17 protein-coding genes are annotated in these 18,187 nt (G+C 67.5%); 16 read left to right on the top strand and 1 reads right to left on the bottom strand.

The genetic code is table 11. The annotated features are described in order from the left end of the window. The first annotated feature begins 47 nt into the window (after positions 1–47). The 9 genes from GO591_RS11030 (at position 48) to GO591_RS10990 (ending at position 8,747) form a co-directional block, all read left to right on the top strand. A complete protein-coding gene (locus tag GO591_RS11030; RefSeq protein ID WP_232466151.1) occupies positions 48–968 on the top strand; it encodes a carbohydrate ABC transporter permease in 921 nt (306 codons plus the stop codon). After that, entirely contained in the window at positions 965–1,840 is an 876-nt protein-coding gene (locus GO591_RS11025) for a carbohydrate ABC transporter permease (protein WP_157156864.1), read from the top strand. The genes GO591_RS11030 and GO591_RS11025 overlap by 4 nt, the downstream gene beginning before the upstream one ends. Before the next feature lie 4 nt (positions 1,841–1,844). Beyond that, entirely contained in the window at positions 1,845–3,041 is a 1,197-nt protein-coding gene (gene dgoD, locus GO591_RS11020; protein ID WP_232466150.1) for a galactonate dehydratase, read from the top strand. A gap of 5 nt (positions 3,042–3,046) precedes the next feature. Further along, positions 3,047–3,685, top strand: coding sequence for a bifunctional 4-hydroxy-2-oxoglutarate aldolase/2-dehydro-3-deoxy-phosphogluconate aldolase (locus GO591_RS11015; RefSeq protein WP_232466149.1), 639 nt, complete (start codon positions 3,047–3,049; stop codon positions 3,683–3,685). Beyond that, entirely contained in the window at positions 3,673–4,626 is a 954-nt protein-coding gene (locus GO591_RS11010; protein ID WP_232466148.1) for a sugar kinase, read from the top strand. Before GO591_RS11015 ends, GO591_RS11010 begins: the two co-directional genes overlap by 13 nt. A gap of 264 nt (positions 4,627–4,890) precedes the next feature. Next, positions 4,891–5,409 carry a gluconokinase gene (locus GO591_RS11005; RefSeq protein ID WP_198295460.1) on the top strand — a complete coding sequence of 173 codons (519 nt, stop codon included), beginning with the start codon at positions 4,891–4,893 and terminating at the stop codon, positions 5,407–5,409. Then, entirely contained in the window at positions 5,406–6,806 is a 1,401-nt protein-coding gene (locus GO591_RS11000; RefSeq protein WP_157156863.1) for a GntP family permease, read from the top strand. The genes GO591_RS11005 and GO591_RS11000 overlap by 4 nt, the downstream gene beginning before the upstream one ends. An 82-nt stretch (positions 6,807–6,888) precedes the next feature. Next, positions 6,889–7,662, top strand: a complete 774-nt coding sequence (locus tag GO591_RS10995; protein ID WP_157156862.1) for an SDR family oxidoreductase — start codon at positions 6,889–6,891, stop codon at positions 7,660–7,662. Positions 7,663–7,715: 53 nt separating this feature from the next. Further along, positions 7,716–8,747 (top strand): L-idonate 5-dehydrogenase, encoded by a 1,032-nt coding sequence (locus GO591_RS10990; protein WP_157156861.1) that lies wholly within the window; start codon positions 7,716–7,718, stop codon positions 8,745–8,747. Between the two features lie 53 nt (positions 8,748–8,800). Here the strand turns inward: GO591_RS10990 and GO591_RS10985 are convergent, their stop codons facing one another. Continuing rightward, positions 8,801–9,514 carry a FadR/GntR family transcriptional regulator gene (locus tag GO591_RS10985; RefSeq protein ID WP_157156860.1) on the bottom strand — a complete coding sequence of 238 codons (714 nt, stop codon included), beginning with the start codon at positions 9,512–9,514 and terminating at the stop codon, positions 8,801–8,803. Positions 9,515–9,722: 208 nt separating this feature from the next. On the opposite strand from GO591_RS10985, the gene GO591_RS10980 reads away from it, so the two are divergent. The 7 genes from GO591_RS10980 to GO591_RS10950 all read left to right on the top strand — a co-directional run bounded on the left by GO591_RS10980 (position 9,723) and on the right by GO591_RS10950 (position 18,082). Then, positions 9,723–10,325, top strand: coding sequence for a 50S ribosomal protein L25/general stress protein Ctc (locus GO591_RS10980; RefSeq protein ID WP_157156859.1), 603 nt, complete (start codon positions 9,723–9,725; stop codon positions 10,323–10,325). Between the two features lie 26 nt (positions 10,326–10,351). Further along, complete coding sequence (gene pth / locus GO591_RS10975; protein ID WP_232466147.1) at positions 10,352–10,939, top strand: aminoacyl-tRNA hydrolase; 588 nt, start codon at positions 10,352–10,354, stop codon at positions 10,937–10,939. A gap of 178 nt (positions 10,940–11,117) precedes the next feature. Continuing rightward, entirely contained in the window at positions 11,118–14,744 is a 3,627-nt protein-coding gene (gene mfd, locus GO591_RS10970) for a transcription-repair coupling factor (protein ID WP_157156858.1), read from the top strand. A gap of 94 nt (positions 14,745–14,838) precedes the next feature. Continuing rightward, positions 14,839–15,504: a nucleoside triphosphate pyrophosphohydrolase gene (locus GO591_RS10965; RefSeq protein WP_157156857.1), complete on the top strand. Its 666-nt coding sequence runs from the start codon at positions 14,839–14,841 to the stop codon at positions 15,502–15,504. Between the two features lie 301 nt (positions 15,505–15,805). Beyond that, positions 15,806–17,038, top strand: a complete 1,233-nt coding sequence (gene hisS, locus GO591_RS10960) for a histidine--tRNA ligase (protein ID WP_157156856.1) — start codon at positions 15,806–15,808, stop codon at positions 17,036–17,038. 21 nt (positions 17,039–17,059) lie between these two features. Next, positions 17,060–17,500, top strand: coding sequence for a GNAT family N-acetyltransferase (locus GO591_RS10955; protein WP_157156855.1), 441 nt, complete (start codon positions 17,060–17,062; stop codon positions 17,498–17,500). A 48-nt stretch (positions 17,501–17,548) separates the two neighbouring features. Next, complete coding sequence (locus GO591_RS10950; protein ID WP_157156854.1) at positions 17,549–18,082, top strand: ferritin; 534 nt, start codon at positions 17,549–17,551, stop codon at positions 18,080–18,082. Positions 18,083–18,187: the final 105 nt, after the last annotated feature.

The following is an 18,187-nucleotide window of genomic DNA, read 5'->3' as shown; positions in this document are numbered from 1 at the left end:
CGACGTCGTGGCGCACATCCGCGTCCACGATTCAAGAGAGGTGACCGGTGAGCGTACTCGCCCGCCCCCGCGGCCCCTTCGACGCGTTCTCACGCTGGGCCAATCACAACCGCAAGTGGGTCCTCGCGGCCCCCGCCATGGTCTTCGTGGCCTTGCTGATCATCTTCCCGGTCGGCTGGACCCTCTACCTCAGCCTCACCGACGCCTCCGGCTCGGTCAGGGCGGAGTCCGAATTCATCGGCCTCGAGAACTACTTCGACGTTCTTACCGACACCGAACGGTTCTGGCCGGCTGTGCTGCGCACCGCAGCCTTCACCGGCGGTGCGCTGCTGTTCGAGATGGGCCTCGGCATGTGCATCGCACTGCTGCTCTGGCGCCCGTTCCGCGGCGAGAAGTGGGTGCGCGTCGCGATCCTGCTGCCGCTGGTGGCAACGCCGGTCGCGGTCGGCATGATGTGGCGACTGATCTTCGAGCCCAACATCGGCTTCGCGAACCAGATGCTCTCCTGGTTCGGCATCCCCGCCCAGCCCTGGCTGTCGGGGCAGACCACGGCGCTGCCCACCCTGATCTTCATCGACATCTGGCAGTGGACGCCGATGGTCGTGCTGATCCTGCTCGCCGGCCTGACCTCGCTGTCCGACGAGCCCGATGAGGCGGCGCGCGTCGACGGCGCCACCGCCTGGCAGCGGTTCTGGTACGTCACCTTCCCGCTGATCATGCCGACCTTCATCACGGCGATCCTGCTGCGCGGCATCGACGCGCTGAAGACCTTCGACATCCTGTACGCAACCAAGGGCAAGGGCGGCGGCTCATTCCATGAGGTCGAGACGCTCAATGTCTACGCCTATGGCCTCAGCTTCGACTACAACGACTACGGCGTCTCGTCGACGGTCCTGATCATCTTCTTCCTGATGATCATCGGCTGCATCTGGCTGCTCACCATCCGTAAGAAGAGGAGCAACTCATGACCTCGACCCTTGTTCGGGAGACACCGGCAACCGCACCGCGGACACGGCAGCCCCGCAAGCGCAAGTCAGCCGCCTACCCCGCCTTCCGGGTGATCATGCTCGCGGTCATCGTGCTGACCTTCGTCGCCCCGCTGGCGTGGATGGTACTCGCATCATTCAAGACCAACGTCGACATCTACAACCCGGAATCGGCGTTCGTGTTCTCGCCGACGATGCAGAACTACGAGACGGTGTTCGGGCAGGCCAACTACCTGCAGTACATCTTCAACAGCTTCTGGATCGGCCTCGCATCCACGGCCCTGTCGCTGATCCTGGGTGTGCCGGCGGCGTACTCGATGAGCCGGTTCGTGATGAAGAAGTCGGCGGCGCTGGTGCTGCTGGCCCGCATCATCCCCGGCGTCAGCCTCCTGGTGCCCTGGTACCTGATCTTCTCGAACCTGCGCCTGGTGGGCAGCTACGAGGTGCTGATCCTGTCGCACATGTTCGTCGCGCTGCCGCTGATCGTCTACATCATGATGTCGTTCTTCGACTCGCTCCCGCTCGAGCTCGAGGAGCAGGCGCAGGTGGATGGGCTCACCCCGATCGGGGCGTTCCTCAGGATCAGCCTGCCGCTGTCGGTGCCGGGAATCGCCACCGCGGGCATCCTGTCCTTCATCTTCTCGTGGAACAACTTCATGTTCGCCTTGGTGCTGTCCGGGGCGCGCACGAAGACGCTCCCGGTCGCGATCTTCGACTTCGTCGCCTACGCGTCGATCGACTGGGGTGGATTGATGGCCGCCGCCGTGATCATCACCATCCCGATCATGGTGATCGCACTGTTCACCCAGAAATACATCGTCTCCGGCCTCACCGCCGGCGCAACGAAGGGATAACCCCGTGACGCTCCACCTCACGGCCGACGACCCGTCGGCCGCACGGGACCAACCCGACCTGATCAGCCGGATCGAGACCTTCCTGGTCGCCCCACGCTGGCTGTTCGTGCGGATCGAAACCCAGTCCGGCATCGTCGGCTGGGGGGAGGGGTCGCTCGAGGGCAACTCCGGCATCGTCCGCACCGCGATCGACCAGTTCGCCGAGTACCTCGTCGGCCGGGACGCCAGCCGGATCGAGGACCACTGGCAGGTGCTCACCAAGGGTGGCTTCTACCGCGGCGGAGCCGTGCTCGCCTCGGCGGTGTCCGGGATCGACCACGCGCTCTGGGACATCGCCGGCAAACGCCTCGGCGTTCCGGTGCACCAGCTGCTCGGCGGCGCCGTGCGCGACCGGATCCGGGCCTATGGCTGGGTCGGCGGCGACGACCCCAGTGAGGTGCGCGACCACATTCAGGCTCAGATCGAGGTCGGCCTCACCGCGGTCAAGATGAACGCCAGCGGGCGCATGGGCAAGATGGGATCCAGCGCGGAACTCGACGCCGTCGTGCAGCGGGTGGCCGCCGCCCGCGAGGTGCTCGGGCCGGAGCGGGATGTCGCGGTCGACTTCCACGGTAGGTTCACGCTGGCCACGGCACGCCGACTCGCGCCGCTGCTAGAGCCGTTGCACCCGTTCTTCATCGAAGAACCGCTCGTGCCCGAGAACTCGCACGCCATCGGCGAGTTCACCCGGTCGACGACCATCCCGGTCGCCACCGGCGAACGGCTGTATTCCCGGCAGGAGTTCCTCCCGGTGCTGCAGGCAGGCATCGCCGTCGCGCAGCCCGACCTCGCACACGCCGGCGGCATCTCGGAGGTGCGCAGGATCGCTGCACTCGCCGAGGTCTACGACGTGCAGCTGGCGCCGCACTGCCCGCTTGGCCCGCTCGCGCTGGCCGCCTGCCTGCAGGTGGGGTTCGCAACGCCGAACTACCTGATCCAGGAGCAGAGCATCGGCATCCACTACAACCAGGGTGCCGAAGTACTCGACTACGTCGCCGACACCGAACCGTTGAAATTCGTCGACGGCCACTTCGAGCTGCTCACCGCACCCGGGCTCGGCATCGAGATCGACGAGGAGGCGGTTCGCGCCGCGGACGCCGTTGGCAACGCCTGGCGTACCCCGCTCTGGCGGCACTCGGACGGATCGTTGGCGGAGTGGTGACCGGCGTGACGAACGTGGATCTGCTCGACAGCCTGCGGCAAGACCGGCTGCTCGCGATCATCCGAGGCACCGACCGTGACGCCTCTGTGCGGGCGGCGCTCACCCTGATCGACGCGGGCGTCCGCCACGTCGAGGTGGCGCTCACGACCACCGACGCGTTGGCGGTGATCGAGACCGTCGCGCGTGAGGCGCCGGCCGATGCCCGGATCGGCGCCGGAACGGTGCTGACTGCCGACGACGTGCACCGGGTTCGCGACGCCGGGGCGACCTTCGCGGTCACCCCCGCTGTCGTCGGCAGCATCGCCGAGTGCGCCAGGATCGGACTCCCGGTGCTCGCTGGGGCGATGACGCCGACCGAGGTGATCACCGCCATGGAGCAGGGCGCCACCGCGGTGAAGCTGTTCCCGGCGTCGGTCGGCGGACCGAGCTACCTCAAGGCGCTGCGCGATCCGCTGCCCACGGTGCCGCTGCTTGCAGTCGGCGGCGTCGGTCTCGACCAGGCGGCCGACTATCTCGCCGCAGGCGCCGTGGCGCTCGGGCTGGGTGGCCCGCTCGTCGGCGACGCGGGGGAGGGCGGCAGCCTCGACGCGTTGCGCGATCGGGCCGCACGCTTCCGGGATACCGTTGCCCCATGGCTGAGATGAGCGCTGACGCCGAGGTGTTGACCATCGGCGAATCGATGGGATCGGTCCGGGCGAGCGGGATGCTGCGGCTCGGCGGCGGCGCGAACATCACCATCGCCGGGGCAGAGTCCAACGTCGCCATCGGCCTGTCCCGACTCGGACACCGCGTGCGCTGGGCCGGACGGCTCGGCGACGACGAGGTCGGCGCACTGGTCACCCGCACCCTGCGTGCCGAGGGCGTCGACACTGCGGTGATGATCGATGCCACCAGGCCGACCGGCCTGCTGCTGGTCGAGACCCGGATCGCCGACATCTCCCGCGTCGCCTACTACCGGGCAGGCTCGGCCGCCTCGGCGCTCGAGGTGGCCGACGTTGAGAACCTGTTGCGGTCAGGCACTCGCGTGCTGCACATCACCGGCATCACTGCCGCGCTGTCGGCGTCCGCCGCCGAAGCGATCACCGCACTGGCCCGCCGTGCCGCAGGACTCGGCGTGACGATCTCGTTCGATGTGAACTACCGCCGCAAGCTCTGGACGCGGGAAGCGGCATCCGCGGTCCTCGCCCCGATCGCACGCACGGCGTCCATCGTGTTCGCCTCCGACGACGAACTCGGCCTGGTCGCCGAGGGCGCCGAGGCGGATGCGGCCGCCGAACTGCTGCGCGCCGGCGTCAGCGAGGTCGTCGTGAAGCGCGGCGGCGACGGCGCAGGGGTGTACCACGCGGGCGGGACGCTGTCAGTTCCCGCGCGCCGCGTGCCGGTCGTCGACACCATCGGAGCCGGTGACGCCTTCACCGCCGGCTACCTGTCTGCGCTGCTGGACGGTGAGGATGTCGCCGGCCGACTCGAGCGCGGCACGACTCTCGGAGCCTTCGCGGTCACCGCCGCAGGTGACTGGGAGAGCCTGCCGACCCGCGCCGAACTGCCGCTGCTGGATCAGGCAGCGGGCAGCACCGTCCGCTAGCAAACCTCTCCCGCTCGACCGATCGGTCGAGGCGCCCGATTGACGCACGGGCGCTGCATCTTCCGTGCGCCCGCGCGTTCATCGTGCGCCGCGAGTGACCCAACCCGGTCCGGGACGCTGTCCCCGCTCACGCACGCTCCTGAACGCGCGCTGTCCTTCGAGCCGAAATCAACTGTTACAGTTTTCTATGTAATCTGATTTATTGACGGCCCCCTGTTGAGTTATCAGATGTGAACCGTCTGGCTAAGCAGTACCGGAGCGTCAATGACCGATGTGAACTCCCCACGCCCCATCATCGTGATGGGCGTCCAGGGCTCTGGAAAATCCACCATCGGACGGGACCTCGCGGCATCTCTCGACCGTCGGTTCATCGACGGGGACGACCTTCACACGCCGGAAGCCAAAGCGAAGATGGCGTCCGGACATCCGCTGACGGATGATGACCGTCGCCCGTGGCTGACGCGCATCGCGCAGACCATCGCCGACGCCCTCGTGACCGGCGACTCCATCATCGTGGCCTGCTCGGCACTGAAGCGGCAGTACCGCGACCTGATGCGCCAGATCGTGCCCAGTCTGCTGTTCGTTCACCTCAGTGGCAGCCAGGAGCTCATCGCTGAGCGCCTGTCCCAGCGGAATCACGAGTACATGCCCCAAACCCTGCTCGACTCGCAGTTCGCGACGCTCGAGCCGCTCGAGGCCGACGAGGCGGGAGCCGTCGTCGACCTTTCCCGAACCCCCGACGAGATCGTCGGGCGCATCAAGAAAGAAACAGGACAACGATGACCGAATTGGAGCTGAACTGGGTGCTCAGTGCACCGGCTCTGCTGGGGATCGCGGCAGCAGGCATCGCGCTGCTGCTCGTGATGATCATGAAGTTCAAGATCCACGCCTTCCTGGCGTTGATCATCGTCAGCTTGCTCACCGCGGTCGCGGCGGGCATGCCGGCGAGCTCAATCGTGAGCACGGCGACCACCGGCTTCGGCAACACCCTGGGCAGCGTCGCGCTCCTGGTGGGTCTCGGCGCGATGCTCGGCCGGATGCTTGAACTGAGCGGTGGCGCCCAGGTGCTCACCGACGCGCTCATCCGCAAGTTCGGAGAGAAGCGGGCTCCGCTCGCGCTCGGCGTCGCGTCGCTGCTGTTCGGCTTCCCGATCTTCTTCGATGCGGGCCTGGTCGTCATGCTGCCGATCATCTTCTCGGTGGCGCGCCGCCTCGGCGGGTCCTTCCTCGGCTATGCCTTCCCGGCTGCCGTGGCGTTCTCGGTCATGCACATCTTCGTGCCGCCGCACCCCGGCCCGGTGGCTGCGACCGGCCTGCTCGGCGCTGACGTCGGACTGGTGCTGCTACTCGGTCTCGTGATCGCCATCCCCACCTGGGTGATTGTCGGTCAGTGGTTCGGCGGCTGGGTTGGACGCCGCTTCCAGATCCCGGTGCCCTCGATCCTGAGCGGCGAAGACCAGCGGTACAAGACCTTCCAGTCCACGCCGTCGCTCGGCACCATCCTGCTGCTCCTGCTGCTGCCGCTCGTGCTCATCTTTATGAACACCGGCCTCAACATGCTCGCCACGGCGGGTGTCGTCTCGCTCGAGGACACCTGGGTGCAGGTGCTCCGCACGCTCGGCGAGACCCCGGTTGCGCTGCTCATCACCGTGGTGCTCGGCATGTGGCTGCTCGGCTGGTCCAAGCGCAAGCCCGGCAGCCTGGTTGAGACCGTCATCGACAGTGCCCTCGGCCCGGTGTCCTCGGTGATCCTGATCACCGGTGCCGGTGGCATGTACGGCTACGTGCTGCGCCAGACCGGTATCGGCGATGCCCTCGCCGGCTCGCTCGATTCCATGGGCATGCCGGTCATCGTCGCCGGCTTCGTCATTGCAGCCGCGCTGCGTATCGCCCAGGGTTCGGCGACCGTCGCGCTCACCACGGCGGCCGCACTCATCCAGCCGCTGGTCATGGGCAACCCGGACTTCAACGCATTCGAACTCGCCGCCATCGTGCTCGCGGTCGCTGCCGGTTCGGTGTTCGCGGGTCACGTGAACGACTCTGGCTTCTGGCTGGTCAGCAAGTTCTTCGAGATGGACACCAAGACCACCCTGAAGACCTGGACCGTCGGGCAGGCGCTCATCGCAGTCATCGGCTTCGTGATGGCACTGGCGTTCTTCCTCATCGCCGGGATGTTCTAGAACTACACACTCTGAGAAGGGCGGGGGCTCACGATTGCGATCGTGGCCCCCGTCCTGCACTTGAACGAAAGGACGTATGCCCATGGCATCACCACTCTTCGACATCACCGGTCGCGTGGCCTTCGTGACCGGATCCAGCCGTGGCATCGGCAAGGCGATCGCGGAAGGGCTCGCCCAGGCCGGAGCGATCGTCGTCCTCAACGGGATGAACGCCGAGCGTTTGGAGGCCACCCGCGCTGAGTTCGCGGCGCAGTTCGGTGAGGACCGCATCTTCGCGCGCGCATTCGATGTGACGGATGCCGAGGCGGCCGCCGAGGGCATCGCCTGGATCGAGTCCGAGGTCGGGCCGCTCAGCATCCTCGTCAACAACGCCGGGGTGCAGCATCGCGTACCGATGCTCGACCTTGATGTCGCCGACTGGGAGCGAGTGCTCACCACCAACCTCACCAGCGCCTTCCTGATCGGTCGCGAGGCCGCCCGCCACATGATCCCGCGGGGCAAGGGCAAGATCATCAACATCGCCTCGGTGCAGACTGACCTCGCCCGTCCCACCATCGCGCCGTACACCGCATCCAAGGGGGGCATCCGCAACCTCACACGAGCGATGACCGCCGAATGGGCGAAGGACGGCCTGCAGATCAACGCCATCGCCCCCGGCTACATCCACACCGAGATGACTCAGAACCTCGTCGACGACGAGCAGTTCAACTCCTGGATCCTCGGCCGCACGCCGGCGAACCGCTGGGGCACGACCACCGACATCGTCGGACCGGCGCTGTGGCTCGCGAGCGACGCCTCGAACTTCGTCAACGGCCAGGTGGTGTTCATCGACGGAGGGATGACGGTCGTCGTCTGACCGATCCGTCCCGCCGTGAACTACGCACCGTGAACCAGGAACAAGGAGTAACCATGACCACGATCCCCACCGAAACCCTCGCCGTCGTCGCCCACGGCAAGGGCGACCTGCGTGTCGAGACCATCGCGGTGCCATCGCCGGAAGGATCCGAAGCCATCGTCGAGATCGCCTATGGCGGCATCTGCGGCTCCGACCTGCATTACTGGCTGGAGGGCGCCGCGGGTGAGTCCATCCTGAAGGAGCCGATGATCCTCGGCCACGAAGTCGTCGGGACCGTGCTGCAGCAGGCGGCGGACGGAACCGGACCGGTTGCCGGCACGCGGGTCGCTGTGCACCCGGCCACTGCCAACGGCACCTGGCCGGAGGGGCGCGCGAACCTCGCGACCCGCGGCACCTACCTGGGCAGCGCCGCGCACCACCCGCACACCGAGGGCGCGTTCGCCCGCCACGTCGCGCTTCCCGCACGCATGCTGCGCACCCTTCCCGAATCGCTCTCGCTGCGGGATGCCGCGATCGTCGAGCCCGCTGCGGTCGCCTGGCACGCCGTCTCGCGCGCCGGCGACCTGACGGGCAAGCGGGTGCTCGTGACCGGCTCCGGGCCGATCGGCCTGCTCATCACCGCCGTCGCCAAGCGCGCCGGCGCCGCCGAGATCATCTCAACCGACGTGCATGATGCGCCGCTTGAGAACGCGGTCAAGCTCGGTGCCGCCCGGACCATCCAGGCCACGGATGCCGAGGCCATCGCCTCCGTCGCGGCCGACGTGGTCTTCGAATCATCCGGAAACCGCTTCGGACTGGCCTCGGCGTTCCAGGGTGCGGCGCGTGGCGGTCGAGTCGTCATGGTCGGCCTGCTGCCGTCGGGGGAGCAGCCCGCGCTCATCGCGCTGGCGATCTCTCGCGAGCTGGAACTGGTCGGCTCGTTCCGCTTCAACGACGAGATCGACGAGGTCATCGCCGCACTCGCGGATGGATCGCTGTACGTCGACCCGATCGTTACGCATGAGTTTCCGGCATCCGAGGCGCTGCAGGCGTTCGAAGTGGCCCGTGACTCGTCCGTGTCCGGCAAGGTGCTGCTGAGCTTCTGAGCTTCTGAGCTGAGCGGCCGCAGGTCCACCCGTGTGGGCTTGCGGCCGCTTTTTCACACCAGCGCTCGGGGCTCGGCGGCCCACACCGACTGCACCTCGGAGACCGTGCGTCGCATTATCTGCTCCATCGAGGTCCGTGCCCGGTCCGGGTGTCCGCCCTGGATCGCGTCGGCCACGTCGACGTGCCACTGCATCGCTTCCTCATGCGGGTGCGTCGGCATCAGGCCGAGCGAGGTGCGTCCGGTGAGGACGGCCGCGATCGAATCGTCCAGGGCCGCGAACATCTCGTTGCCCGAGCCGTGCAGCACCAGACGGTGGAAGTGGATGTCGAGTTCGAGGAACCGGTCCAAGTCGCCCGCCCGCCCGGCGGAGCGCATCTGCGCGGCGATCGTCATGAGCTCGGCGGAGAGTTCCGGCGGGCTGTGCTGAGCGGCCAGTTCTGCCGCGGTGGGTTCGACCGCCGACCGCAGTTCGGTGAGCGAGCGCAGTTGCGCGCCCAGCCCGTCCCCGCCCAACCGCCATTGGATCAGCTGCGGATCGAAGGCGTTCCGACGCGAAATCGGCAGCACCCGGATGCCGACACGTTTCACGGCCTCCACGAGGCCCATCGACTCGAGCACGCGCACCGCCTCGCGAATGACCGAGCGGCTGACCCCCAACCGTCGCTCCAGCTCATCAGCGAGCATCACGGAGCCCGGGGCAGCGTCGCCCGAGACAATCAATCGGCCGAGGTCATCAACGACTCGGGAATGCAAACTCGGGGGCACGCGGCTCAGGATACTGGCGGCGGGCGCTGGACCGCCCCTGACATGCCGAGGGCGGTGCCCGAGTGCGGTAGACTCGGCCACTGAACTTCGGCGAGGGATGCATCCGCATCCGTTATCGACGCGGCGAGTGGGCACAGGCTTTCCTCACGCTGACATGCGTTCGAGTTGAACATAGAACCGGGCCCACAGGCCCTGAAGGAGACACAGGATGTCTGACGACACCAAACTCACGGCAGAACTCCGTACGCAGTTCGGCAAGGGCGCTGCCCGCAAGATCCGTGCTGCGAACAAGATCCCCGCGGTCATCTACGGCCACGGCACCGACCCGCAGCACGTGACCCTGCCCGGTCACGAGACCATGCTGATCATCCGCAAGGCCAACGCCGTGCTCGAGCTCGACATCGACGGCAAGCCGGAGCTGGCCCTCGTCAAGGACGTGCAGCGTGACCCGGTGCGCCAGATCATCGAGCACATCGACCTCATCGTCGTCAAGAAGGGCGAGAAGGTCCAGGTCGAGGTCCCGGTGCACATCGAGGGCGAGTCGTACCCCGGCACCATCCACGTGTCGAGCCTGAACACCATCAAGCTCGAGGTCGAGGCGACCCACATCCCCGAGAGCGTCGTCGTGTCGATCGAGGGCCTCGAAGAGGGTTCGCAGATCCACACCAAGGACATCGAGCTGCCCACGGGCGCGACCCTGGCCGATGACCCCGAACTCCTCGTCGTGCACATCATGGTGCCCGCCGCCGCTTCGGTTGGCGAGGCTGAGGGCGAAGCTGAGGCTGCCGCCGCTGAAGAGTCGGCCGAGTAATTCCCCTTTTCAGGAGAGCTGCCCCTGTGGACAGCAACAACTGGCTGGTAGTCGGGCTCGGTAACCCCGGGCCCGACTACGCCGGTAATCGGCATAACGTCGGCCATATGGTGCTCGCCGAGCTCGCGCACCGGATGTCCGCGTCGTTCAAGACGCACAAGACGAACGCTGCCGTGGCCGAGGGGCGGAGCTTCCCGGCCGGCCCGAAGCTGATTCTCGCGAAGCCGAACACCTACATGAACGTGTCGGGTGGACCGGTCGCCGCGCTGCTGCGCTTCTACAAGATCGAGCCCGAGCAGCTCATCGTCATCCATGACGACCTCGACATCCCGTTCGACTCGATCCGACTGAAGTCCGGCGGCGGGCACGGCGGACAGAACGGCGTGCGCGACATCATCAAGGCCGTCGGCACTCCGGACTTCATCCGGGTGCGGGTCGGTATCGGCCGCCCGCCCGGCCGCCAGTCGCCGGCGGACTACGTGCTGCACGACTTCGCGTCCGCCGAGCGCGCGGTGCTTCCGAACCTGCTGTCGGATGCCGCGGACGCCGCCCTGCAGATCGCTTCCGAGGGACTTCTCGCGGCGCAGCAGAAATTCCACGCGCCGAGCGTCTGATACCCGTCCGGTGATCGAGCCTGTCGAGATCTCGGCAAGCTCGACCAGCGGCGACGGAGTCGTGAACCGCCGTCGCAGGCTCCGGCGGCGCTGGCGTCGCGGAATCGCTGGCGCGATTCGCATAGCTCCAGCGCGCTGACGCGATCCCTCAGCTCCAGCGCGCGCGTACAATCGTCGGGTGATACTCGAACGGATAATTCCGGCCCTTTCGCGCGCCCGCACGTTCGAGAACGCCCTGAGGTTCGCCTCCGGCAGCGCAGACTTCTCGCTCAGCGACGGGCTGCGCGCGCCACTGCTGGCCGGGCTGCTGTCCCAGCGGCCCGACCGCAAGGCGCTGCTCGCGATCACAGCCACTGGCCGTGAAGCCGAGGCGCTGCGGGATGCGCTCGCCAGCTATCTTCCGGATGCCGAGATCATCGAGTTCCCCGCCTGGGAGACCCTGCCCCACGAGCGACTCAGCCCCAGCGCGGAAACCGTTGGCAAGCGCATCGACGCGCTGCGCCGGCTGAAGGACTGGTCGAAGCGGCAGTCCAAGGGACCGGTCGGACCGATCGTGCTGACCGCGTCGGTGCGCGCCGCCTTGCAGCCGATCGCCGACAACCTGACCGAACTCGAACCGATCACGCTCACCGCAGGCGGCCGAGGGTACGACCTGGCGCAGTTGGCCAGCAGCCTTGTCGAGCTTGCCTACGCCCGCGTCGACATGGTCACCCGCCGCGGCGAGTTCGCCGTGCGCGGCGGCATCCTCGACGTGTTCTCGCCGATCGCCGACCACCCGGTGCGTGTCGACTTCTTCGGCGACGAGATCGAACAGATGCGGCTGTTCTCCGTCGCCGACCAGCGGTCGCTGCCCGACCCGATCGACGAACTGCGCCTGCCCGCTGCCCGCGAGCTGCTGCTCGGAGAACCGGTGCGACAGCGCGCCCGGGAGATGCTGCACGAGTTCCCGAGCCTGTCCGCGATCCTCGAGAAACTCTCCCAGGGCATCCCGGTCGACGGCATGGAATCGCTCGCCCCGGCGCTGATCGACGGGCTGGTGCCGATCACGCACTACCTGCCGGCGGATGCCGCGATCGCCGTGATCAGCCCGGAACGGGTCGCCACCCGCGCCGCGCACCTCTCCGAGACCAACAAGGAGTTCCTCTCCGCGGCCTGGCAGGCCGCCACCGTCGGCGCCGAGGCGCCGATCGACCTGGGTGCTGGCGACTTCCTCACCCTGTCCGGGCTGCGGATGCAGGCATCCGGTCGCCCGTGGTGGACGATCAGTTCCTTCGATAGCGGCGCCGCGCTCGGTGAGGGTGCGACCGACAGCGAACTGGTCGAGGAGATCGACGATTACGTGCGCGTCGAGGCTGACGCGGTGCCGAGCTTCGCCGGTCGAGCGGATGGCGCGACCGGGCACGTCGCCGAACGGCTCGGCGACGGCTGGAGTGTCATCATCACCGCGCAGGGCGTCGGGCTGCTGGAGCGTGCCGCCGATGTGCTCGCCGAGCAGAACCTCGCCGCCCGGCTCGTCGACGAACTGCCTGCCGAGCTGGAGCCGGGAGTCGCCTACCTCACCAAGGCGGGCATCGAGAACGGTTTCGAGTCGGCCGAGCTGAAGCTTGCGGTGCTGTCCGAGGCGGAGTTCTACGGGCGCAGCGCCGGCTACGGCGGCCGGCAGGTGAAGAAACTGGCCACCCGGCGCAAGAACGTGGTCGACCCGCTGGCGCTGAAGAAGGGCGACTACGTCGTGCACCAGACGCACGGCATCGGCCGGTTCGTCGAACTGGTGCAGCGCGAGGTGTCCAGCGGCGGCCGGAACGCGGTGAAGAGCACCCGCGAGTACCTGGTGCTGGAATACGCGCCGTCGAAGCGCGGGCATCCCGGCGACAAGCTGTCGGTGCCCACCGACCAGCTGGACCTGCTCAGCCGCTACGTCGGCGGCGAGGCGCCCAGCCTCAGCAAGATGGGCGGAAGCGACTGGTCGTCCGCGAAGAGCAAGGCGCGCAAGGCGGTGCGCGACATCGCCGTCGAGCTGGTCAAGCTGTATTCGGCGCGGATGGCGTCCAAGGGCCACTCGTTCGCGCCGGACTCCCCGTGGCAGCGTGAACTGGAAGAGGCCTTCCCATACGCCGAAACGCCCGACCAGTTGCAGACCATCGACGAGGTCAAGGCCGACATGGAGCGGCCGATCCCGATGGACCGGCTGATCTCCGGTGACGTCGGCTACGGCAAGACCGAGATCGCGGTGCGTGCCGCGTTCAAGGCAGTGCAGGACGGCAAGCAGGTCGCCATGATCGTGCCCACCACGCTGCTGGTCAAGCAGCACCTGGAGACCTTCACCGAACGCTTCGCCGGGTTCCCGGTGCACCTGCGCGCGCTCAGCCGGTTCCAGACCGACAAGGAAGCCAAGGAGACCATCGACGGGCTGCTGCAGGGCACCGTCGACGTGGTGATCGGCACGCACCGGCTGCTCAGCGACTCGGTCAAGTTCAAGGACATCGGACTCGTCATCATCGACGAGGAGCAGCGCTTCGGCGTCGAGCACAAGGATGCGCTGAAGAAGCTCAAGACCAACGTCGACGTGCTGGCGATGAGTGCAACGCCCATCCCGCGCACCCTCGAGATGGCGGTCACCGGCATCCGCGAGATGTCCACCCTGGCCACCCCGCCGGAGGACCGGCATCCGATCCTCACCTTCGTAGGTCCCCGCTCCGACAAGCAGATCGCGGCCGCCATCCGCCGCGAACTGCTGCGCGAGGGGCAGATCTTCTTCGTGCACAACCGGGTGTCCTCGATCAACCGGGTCGCCTCGCAGATCGCCGAGCTGGTGCCCGAGGCACGTGTCGCCGTCGCGCACGGCAAGCTCAGCGAATCCTCGCTGGAGCAGGTGATCGTCGACTTCTGGGAACGCAAGTTCGACGTGCTGGTGTCGACCACGATCGTCGAGACCGGCCTCGACATCCCGAACGCCAACACGCTGATCATCGACCAGGCCGACAAGTACGGGCTCAGCCAGCTGCATCAGCTGCGTGGCCGCGTCGGACGCGCCCGGGAGCGGGCGTACGCGTACTTCCTGTACGACGCCGAGAAGCCGCTGTCCGAGACTGCGCACGAGCGGCTGTCGACCATCGCCGCCAACAACGAGCTCGGCGCCGGTATGCAGATCGCACTCAAGGACCTCGAGATCCGCGGCGCGGGCAACCTGCTCGGCGGTGAGCAGTCCGGTCACATCGCGGGCGTCGGCTTCGACCTGTACCTGCGAATGATCGGCGAGGCGGTGTCCGCCTTCCGGGGCGACGTCGCCGAGGGGCAGACCGAGCTGCGGCTGGAACTGCCGATCGACGCGCACATCCCCGAGGAGTACGTCGAGAGCGAGCGGCTGCGGCTGGAGGCGTACCAGAAGCTGTCTGCGGCGAGCGGGCCGGCGGCGCCGGACGACGCAATCGACGCGGTACTCGACGAGCTCACCGACCGCTACGGCGAGGTGCCGCTGCCGGTGCAGAACCTGATCACCGTGTCGCGGCTGCGCCGGCGCGCGCAGAAGGCCGGGCTCAGCGAGGTTGTGGTGATGGGCCAGAACCTGCGCATCGCGCCAGCTGAGCTACCGGACTCACTACAGGTGCGCCTGCAGCGGATGTACCCCGGTTCACGATATTTCGCGCAGACCTCGTCGATTTCTGTGCCTCTGCCGAAGCAGGGTGGCGAACCGGTCGGCGACGCCGAGTTGCTGGTCTGGGTGGCCGGCTTCTTCGACGCCATCTTCCCGGCGCCCGCAACCGAGCCTGCAGCTGCCACCGCGGCATCCGAAGCGGTCTCCTGACCGTTCTGGTCGTGAGTTAGCCGAAAATGCTGGTCTGCGGCTCGCGGCACTAGCATTGTCGGCTAACTCAGGGGCGCATGACAGCATGGGACGCATGACGGATGCCACCGCGCTCGACCACCTCGCCTCCGAGTTCTCCCGCCTGCGGGACGTCACCGACGGCTGCGTCTGGAACAAGGAACAGACCCACGCCTCGCTGGTGCCCTACCTGATCGAGGAGACGTACGAGCTCATCGAGGCGATTGAGACCGGCGACCGGGACGGCATGCTGGAGGAGCTTGGCGACGTGCTCTACCAGCTGGTTTTCCACGCCGACATCGCGGCCACCACGCCGGGCGAGGAATTCGATATTCAGGATGTCGCGGCCGCCGCCACCGAGAAGATGGTGCGCCGCCACCCGCACGTCTTCGGCGACGCCTCAGCGCCGACGGTCGATGCTGTGCTCGAAGTTTGGAACGCCGCGAAGTCGGCCGAGAAGACGCATCGGTCGAGCGTGCTCGAGGGCATCCCGCAGGGAATGCCGAGCCTCGCGCTGGCCGACAAGCTGCTCGGCCGTGCCGAGCGGATCGGGTTGATCGACGCCGACGCCGCCCCCGCGGTCAATGTCACCGAAGAGGATGAACTGGGCCCGCTGCTGCTCGCCATCGTCGCCTCCGCCCGCGCGAACGGGCTCGACGCCGAGCGGGCGCTGCGCTCCACGCTGCGCGACCTGCAAGGCGAGATCCGCGACGCCGAGGGGCAAAAACAGTCATCCGCCTGATCAGAAGACCAGGCGGATGACGTTAGGCGTTCTCACTACAACCCGAATGTACGAGAAACGCAACCGGTCGAATTTCGGTGCGGGCACTGTGGCCTGGACTACCCGATCCAGACGTGCATTCACGCGACCAAAAGCCCGACCAGCGATACCGATGCTAATGGGAATCGATGCCATTGGCAAACGTTCCGGCGGTAAAGTTCGGCGCGGCGTTGTACCCCGTTCGGCCGGGGGAGACGGCGAGCGGTTGCCGCCCCGTCGTGTGCGTGGCGGGCGAGGTCAGGTGCCGTGAAACAATCGACGGGTGGCAAGCACTGTGAACCCCCCGCGCGGGATGCGCGACTTCCTTCCCGCCGAGAAGAGCCGACGGGAACGCGTGCTCGCCATCATCCGGCAGACCTACCGGGCGCACGGGTTCGATGAGATCGAAACCCCGGTGGTCGAGGACAGTTCGCGACTGCACGCCGGACTCGGCGGCGACAACGAGAAGCTCGCCTTCGGTATCCTCAAGCGCGGACTCACCACCGAGGACCTGCAACAGGCCACCGAGCCGCTCGAGCTCACCGACCTGGGCCTGCGGTTCGACCTGACCGTCCCGCTGGCCCGCTTCTACGCCAGCCACCACGGCGCCCTGCCGCCGGTGTTCCGCGCCATCCAGATCGCCCCGGTCTGGCGGGCAGAGCGTCCGCAGAAGGGCCGCTTCCGGCAGTTCATGCAGTGCGACATCGACATCATCGGTGAAGCCGGGCCGCTCGCCGAGATCGAACTGATCACCGCCACCAGCGCCGCGCTGGACGCGCTGGGACTCGAGGGCTGCAGCATCCGCATCAACGACCGGCGCATCCTTACGGCGCTGCTCGGGCACTGGCAGGTGCCGGCCGAACTGCACGAACGCGCGCTCATCGCCATCGACAAGCTCGACAAGATCGGCGTCGACGGGGTCGCCGCCGAGCTCACCGAACTGGGCGTGCAGACCGGCGGCCTCGCCGACGCGCTCGAGACCAGCGGCTGGGATCTGCTCGACGGCGCCCCGCCCGCATGGCTGGACACCGACGCCTACCAGGCCCTGCTGGAACTGCGGGCGGCCGTGCCGAACGCCGACCTGGTCTTCGACCCCACCCTGGTGCGCGGCATGGGCTATTACACCGGCACCATCTTCGAGGTCGCGCACCCCCGGCTCGGTTACTCCCTCGGCGGCGGCGGCCGCTACGACGGCATGATCGGCCGTTTCCTCGGTACCGACGTGCCGGCGATCGGCTTCTCGCTCGGCTTCGAGCGACTTGTCGACCTGGTTGCGATCCAGGAGGAGGGTGAAACGGATGCCGTGGCCCTGCTCTATGACGCCGGTGTCACCCCGGGCGCCCTCGGCCGGATCAAGGCCGAACTCGTCGAGGCCGGCCACCGGGTGCGGCTGGAGCGCAAGCCGAAGAACATCAAGAACATCCTCGAGCGGCTGCAGGGCGAGGGCTTCACGCGCTTCGCCTTCGTGAACGACTCAGCCGTGGCATCCGACCTGGAATTCCGCGACCTGTCCTGAGCTCGCCGCTAGCATCGGAACGTGCCCAGCGTCGTGATCACCCTGCCTCGTGAGGACGAGCTGCCCGCGATCTCGATGCTGGCCTGGCCGGATGTCGCCACGGCCAAGCGCAGACACCTGGCCCTGCGGGCGTGGTTCGACGCCGGGCAACTGATCATCGCCCGGCTGGACGGCGCCGTGATCGGGGTGATCGCCGTAGATGAGTCCTTCTTCGACCAGAGGTTCGTGCCGCTGATCGCGGTCGCCGAGAGCCACCGCCGGCTCGGGCTCGGCAAGGCATTGCTGTCCGCCGCCACCGATCGGGTCGCCGGCCGGCTGTTCACCGCCTCACCGGACAGCAACTTCCCGATGCGGATGCTGCTGGCCTCACTGCACTGGGAGAACGTCGGCACGGTCCGCGGCGTCGATGACCATGGCTCCCAGCTGTTCTATCGGGCGCCCACCACAGGCAACGGAGGCTAGCCTTTCCTGCCTAGCGCCCGCGGCCCCGGCGCAAGTACCGTCGGGCGTATGAACGAGACTTCTTTCAACGAGCTCCTGAACCAGCAGATCGGCCACGAGTTCTCTGCTTCCCAGCAGTACATCGCGATCGCCGTCTGGTTCGATGACCACGACCTGCCGCAGCTGGCCCGGCACTTCTACCGCCAGTCGATCGAGGAGCGCAACCACGCGATGATGCTCGTGCAGTACCGGCTGGACCGCGATCTCGGCGTGACCATTCCGGGCGTCGAAGCCCCCCGCACCGACTTCGGCACCGTGGTGGAGCCGATCGAGCTCGCGCTGACGCAGGAGAAGCAGGTCACCGGCCAGATCGAGGCCCTGTTCCGTGCCGCGCGCAAGGAAGACGACGCGCTCGGCGAGCAGGCGATGCTGTGGTTCCTCAAGGAGCAGGTCGAGGAAGTGGCGTCGATGACCACGCTTCTCACCATCGCGCAGCGGGCCGGGGCGAACTACTTCGACATCGAGAACTTCGTCGCCCGCGAGACCGTCGGCGATCACGGCCAGTCGTCGGATAACCCGGACGCGGCCGGCGGCGCCCTGTAGAAGCACGCCACCCGCTGGTCGAGCCTGCCGAGACCCCCTCACACGGTCTCGACAGGCTCGACCAACAGGGCGCGGTCTAGGATTGCTGAGGGCAGACCGCCTGAC

It is taken from the genome of Diaminobutyricimonas sp. LJ205, assembly GCF_009755725.1.
Taxonomy (GTDB): Bacteria; Actinomycetota; Actinomycetes; order Actinomycetales; family Microbacteriaceae; genus Ruicaihuangia.
The sequence above is the reverse complement of the archived record's forward strand: the minus strand, read 5'-3'. Positions and strand labels throughout refer to the sequence as shown.